The sequence below is a fragment of the Bradyrhizobium macuxiense genome (assembly GCF_001542415.1).
In the GTDB taxonomy this organism is placed as follows: Bacteria; Pseudomonadota; Alphaproteobacteria; order Rhizobiales; family Xanthobacteraceae; genus Bradyrhizobium; species Bradyrhizobium macuxiense.
In genome coordinates, this window is sequence record NZ_LNCU01000082.1 from 1 (window position 1) to 3,875 (window position 3,875).

Below are 3,875 nucleotides of genomic sequence, written 5' to 3' on the forward strand. Positions count from 1 at the left end.
GGCAGGGCTATCGCATATGACCGAGCATGCCGAGGAAAAAGGCATGATCCCATCCGGCGCGCTTGATTTTGCGCCGGATGGAGGCGCGGTCGGGGTGAGCTCGCAGGATATTGAGTGCGAGCCTGCGCAGGGTAGCGAGGTTCTCGGGAGCATGGTCCTTTCGCGCGCGATTGCCGTCCTCGGCGAAATGGACGTCGAGCACCCAATGGAGCTGGTTCTCGATGCCCCAATGACTGCGGGTGATGTGCAGCAGCCGCTTGGGGGAGATGTATTTGGACAAGAGATAGTGGCGTACAACCGGTGCATCGGCCCGGTGGCCTCGCAGACGCCTGCGCGAGGTGATGCGCCCCACCGCTGCGACGCCGGGGAAGTCGTGGTGCGCAGCCAGGCTGGTGTTGCGCATGATGGTGGCGCGCCGCGCCTCGTGCCGATCGTGGCTGGAGGGGTCGATCTGCTCGGCACTGCTGCGCCTGCCCGATCGCGCAAATTGTTGCGTAACCGCCTTGAACAGGGGGCCGCGGTTGGCTTTGATCGCCAGAGTGTAATTGCCACCTCGCTCCAGCACGGCGCTGGCAAAGGCGCGGCTGCAATGCAGGGCATCGGCGGTAACGATGCAGCCCTCCAGACTGAGAAGGTCCAACACTTCCAAGGCGCCTGCCGTCTCGTTGCGACCAGGCGCTTTCTGCTGAGCCAAAGCCATGCGGGCATCCACCGCAAAGACGTTGACCAGATGCAGCGGCGTGGCTTTGCCGCCGCGCTCGTAGGCGCCGCGCAACGCCTTGCCGTCGACGGCCACCACTCCGGTGAGCTTGAGCCCGTTGGCTTTGGCAAAAGCCGCCATGAAACGACGGAAAACCTTCTCGAAGGCTTGTGGCTTGAGCAGGCGGAAAACCCGGCTGAATGTGTCGTGGCTCGGGATGCCATGCTCCAACCGAAGGAAGAGCCGCAACAGCTCCTCCTTCGCTGCTCCGAAGTCCGCCATGTCCGAGCACGATTCCGCTCCGCACAGCGTTGCTGCCAGCGCGATGACCAGCACCTCCAAAAGATCGTGCCTCGCATTGGCCGCCCGCGGGTCCGGCAATCGACCAAAAACCTTCTTGAATTGGCGCATCCGACCCCCTTCTTGACCCAGGAGTTGTCTTCAGAATCTCTCTTGCTCTCCAATGCAATAGCCGGCGTAAATCCATATGCGATTCCCCTGCCCTTGTGGGGGAGGGGTGGTCCCGGGCGAGATGCTTGGGTGAAGTTAAGCTCTCACAATCCCGGTCGCATGGTGTTCAAATGCAATTGGAGAGAGCGCGCCGTGTGGTACCCCTCTCCCCAGCCCTCCCCCACAAGGGGGGAGCCTCCGCTGGTGGCTCCCTTACGCGCAAGGCGTCATGCGCGTCACCTCACACCCGCGCGGTTGCGTGCGAGAACACCACTTCGATCAGCGTGCCGGAACGGCCGCCGGTTCGGATCTGGAATTTGGCGCGGTTGGCTTCAACCAGCGCTTTCGTCAGCGACAGGCTGACGCCGCCGGAGCCGGTGTGATCGGAGGGTGTCGGCGCGCGGAACGGCTCGAGTGCGGCGGCGACCTCGTTGTCGTTGAGGCTCTGGCCGGTGTCGCGCACCCGCAGCATCACCTCGCCGAAATCCGACAGCGCGGTCGAGACGATCACCTGGCCGCCGGCATTGGCGAGATGGATCGAGCTGCCGATCAAATTCAGCGTGATCTGGCGCAGCGCGCGCGCATCGGCGATCACCGGCGGCAGCGTATGTGCGAGCGAGGTGCGGATGATGATGCGTTCGCGGTTGGCCTGCGGCTGCATCACCGCGACGCAGCTCTCCACCATCTCGTTGAGGTTCTGGTTGGTGAAGGCGAGGTCGAGCTTGCCGGTTTCGATCCGCGCGAGGTCGAGCAGGTCGTTGACGATGGCGATCACCCGTTCGCCGGACGCGCGGATGTCCTTCATGTATTCGACATAGCGCTCGTTGCCGAGCGCGCCGAAGCGCTCGCCGATCATGACTTCCGCAAAGCCGATGATGGCATTGAGCGGCGTGCGCAGCTCGTGGCTGATCCGCGCCAGCATGTCGGACGTGCCGTTCGCGGCGCGTTCCGCAAGCCGTCGCGCCTCGCGCAATTCGCCTTCGCTCTTCTTGGCCTGCGTGAGGTCGCGGAACACCGCGAAGAAGTTCGGCCCGTCGGCGCGGGTACGGCCCATCGTCACCGACAGCGGGATGATGCCGCCCTGGCGCACGCGCCCGAGCGTCTCGCGGCCGTGATCGAGCAGGCTGGCGACGCCGGCCGATTTCAGGCTGGCGAGATACTGGAAAATCTCGTGCCGGCTCTCCGGCGCGAACAGGTCGGCGAGATTGTGCGTGATGAATTCGTCGCCGTCATAGCCGAACAGCGCCTCCGCGCTGCGGTTGCAGGAATGGATGTTGCCCTCGGCGTCGAACATGATGATGCCTTCGGCCGCGGTGTCGAGGATTGCACCGAGCTCTTCGGCATCGGCGTGGCCGGCCTGCGGCGGCGCGGGCGCCACGACCGGCTCGGGGGTGGCGTCCTCCGCCGACAGCGCAGCTGCAATCGCCGCATCCTCGTCATGCGTGCGCGAGAAGATCAGCGCCAGCGCGGAGTCGTCGTCCCAGGAGATGGTGTGCAGCCGCGCATCCGCCGACACTGGCTGCGCGTGCGGCTCGGAGCCCTGGTTCGTCGAGATCGTGACCTGCGTGCCGGAGCCCGAGCTGCTGCTCGCCCGCGAGACGCCAGGCTCGACATAGAGCGCGTCGAGCCCACCGGCGGCTTCCAGCGCATGCAGGCTGTCATAGCCCATGCGCGCGAGGAACGCGGCGTTGGCATAGAGCAGGCGGTCGAGCCGGTAGATCAGGATGCCGACCGGCAGCAGGTCGAGCAGCGCGCGGTCGCGTCTGGATTCGGCGCGCGGCGGCGGCTCCGCCTGTGCCAGCCATTGGGCCTTCGCGGTGTCAGCGTGTTGTTCGCGCGGCGGTTCGCTCGCGGATGCACGCTCGGTTGCCTGCGGCTGCTCCGCATCCGTCTCGCTCTCGCGCCGTTCCGTTGTCGTCGTGATGCCCGCTTCGCTCTCGAGCCGTGCCGACAATTGGCGGGCCAGTTCGTTGAAGGCGTTGTTCTCGACCGGCGTCAGCGACGGCGGCCGTGTGTCACCGGCGAGGCGGAACGGCACCACATTCGGTGGTGTCTCGTCGCGCACATCCTGGCGCGTATCCTGGGGCGTTTCCACGGCTGGTTCCAGATCGGCTTGGTGTGAAGTCTCGGATGCTTTCGGCTCGGTCAATTCCTCGATCGGTGGTGGTGCGTTCGTATCCGGCGGCGGCTCCGCGACGGGCGGAGGAGTTTCAGGCGCCGGCCCCGCGGCTGCGGGCGGCGCGTCTACGCGAGGCGCTGCTTGTGCGGCGCTCGCCGACAGCGATTGCGGCACGGCCGGGCCGCTGAAGAACTCATAGCGGCGCAACGCGGCTAGTCGCGCAAGCCCGTCGAGATCGCGACACACACCAAAGCCACGATAGCCGGCGAAGGTCCGATTGCGATCGAACACCGGCAGACCCGACAATTCGACCGGCAGCCGGCCGCCGCCGTCGACCGGCCAGCTGAGCGTGATGCCGCTCCAGGTGCTGTGCGTGGCGAACGCCTGCATCACGCGGCCCTCGGGATCGATCCCGAAGATCTCCGCGATCTCGCTCCAAAGCCGGCCGAATCCGGCCGCCGTGTGCATGCCGATCAGGCGGGTGAATTCATCCGAGCCGAGCGAGAAACGACCCTCATGGTCCATCTGCCACATGAAGCGCAGCGGATGCCGCCGCGTGCTGGGCAGGGGCTCGTCGAGCCAGGACGGCGCCTTCGCGGGCGACGG

General features: G+C 66.2%; 2 protein-coding genes. Both read right to left on the minus strand.

Annotation, left to right across the window (positions count from 1 at the left end):
* Positions 1-7: 7 nt before the first annotated feature.
* Positions 8-1,111 (minus strand): ISAs1 family transposase, encoded by a 1,104-nt coding sequence (locus AS156_RS24170; RefSeq protein WP_066499663.1) that lies wholly within the window; start codon positions 1,109-1,111, stop codon positions 8-10.
* 280 nt (positions 1,112-1,391) lie between these two features.
* Positions 1,392-3,875 (minus strand): PAS domain S-box protein (locus tag AS156_RS24175; protein WP_136626419.1); only part of this gene is annotated, 2,484 nt, incomplete at its 5' end.

Excerpts from the sequence above, each read along its gene's own strand:
- AS156_RS24170 (WP_066499663.1), bottom strand. The coding sequence starts at position 1,111 with ATGCGCCAATTCAAGAAGGTTTTTGGTCGATTGCCGGACCCGCGGGCG.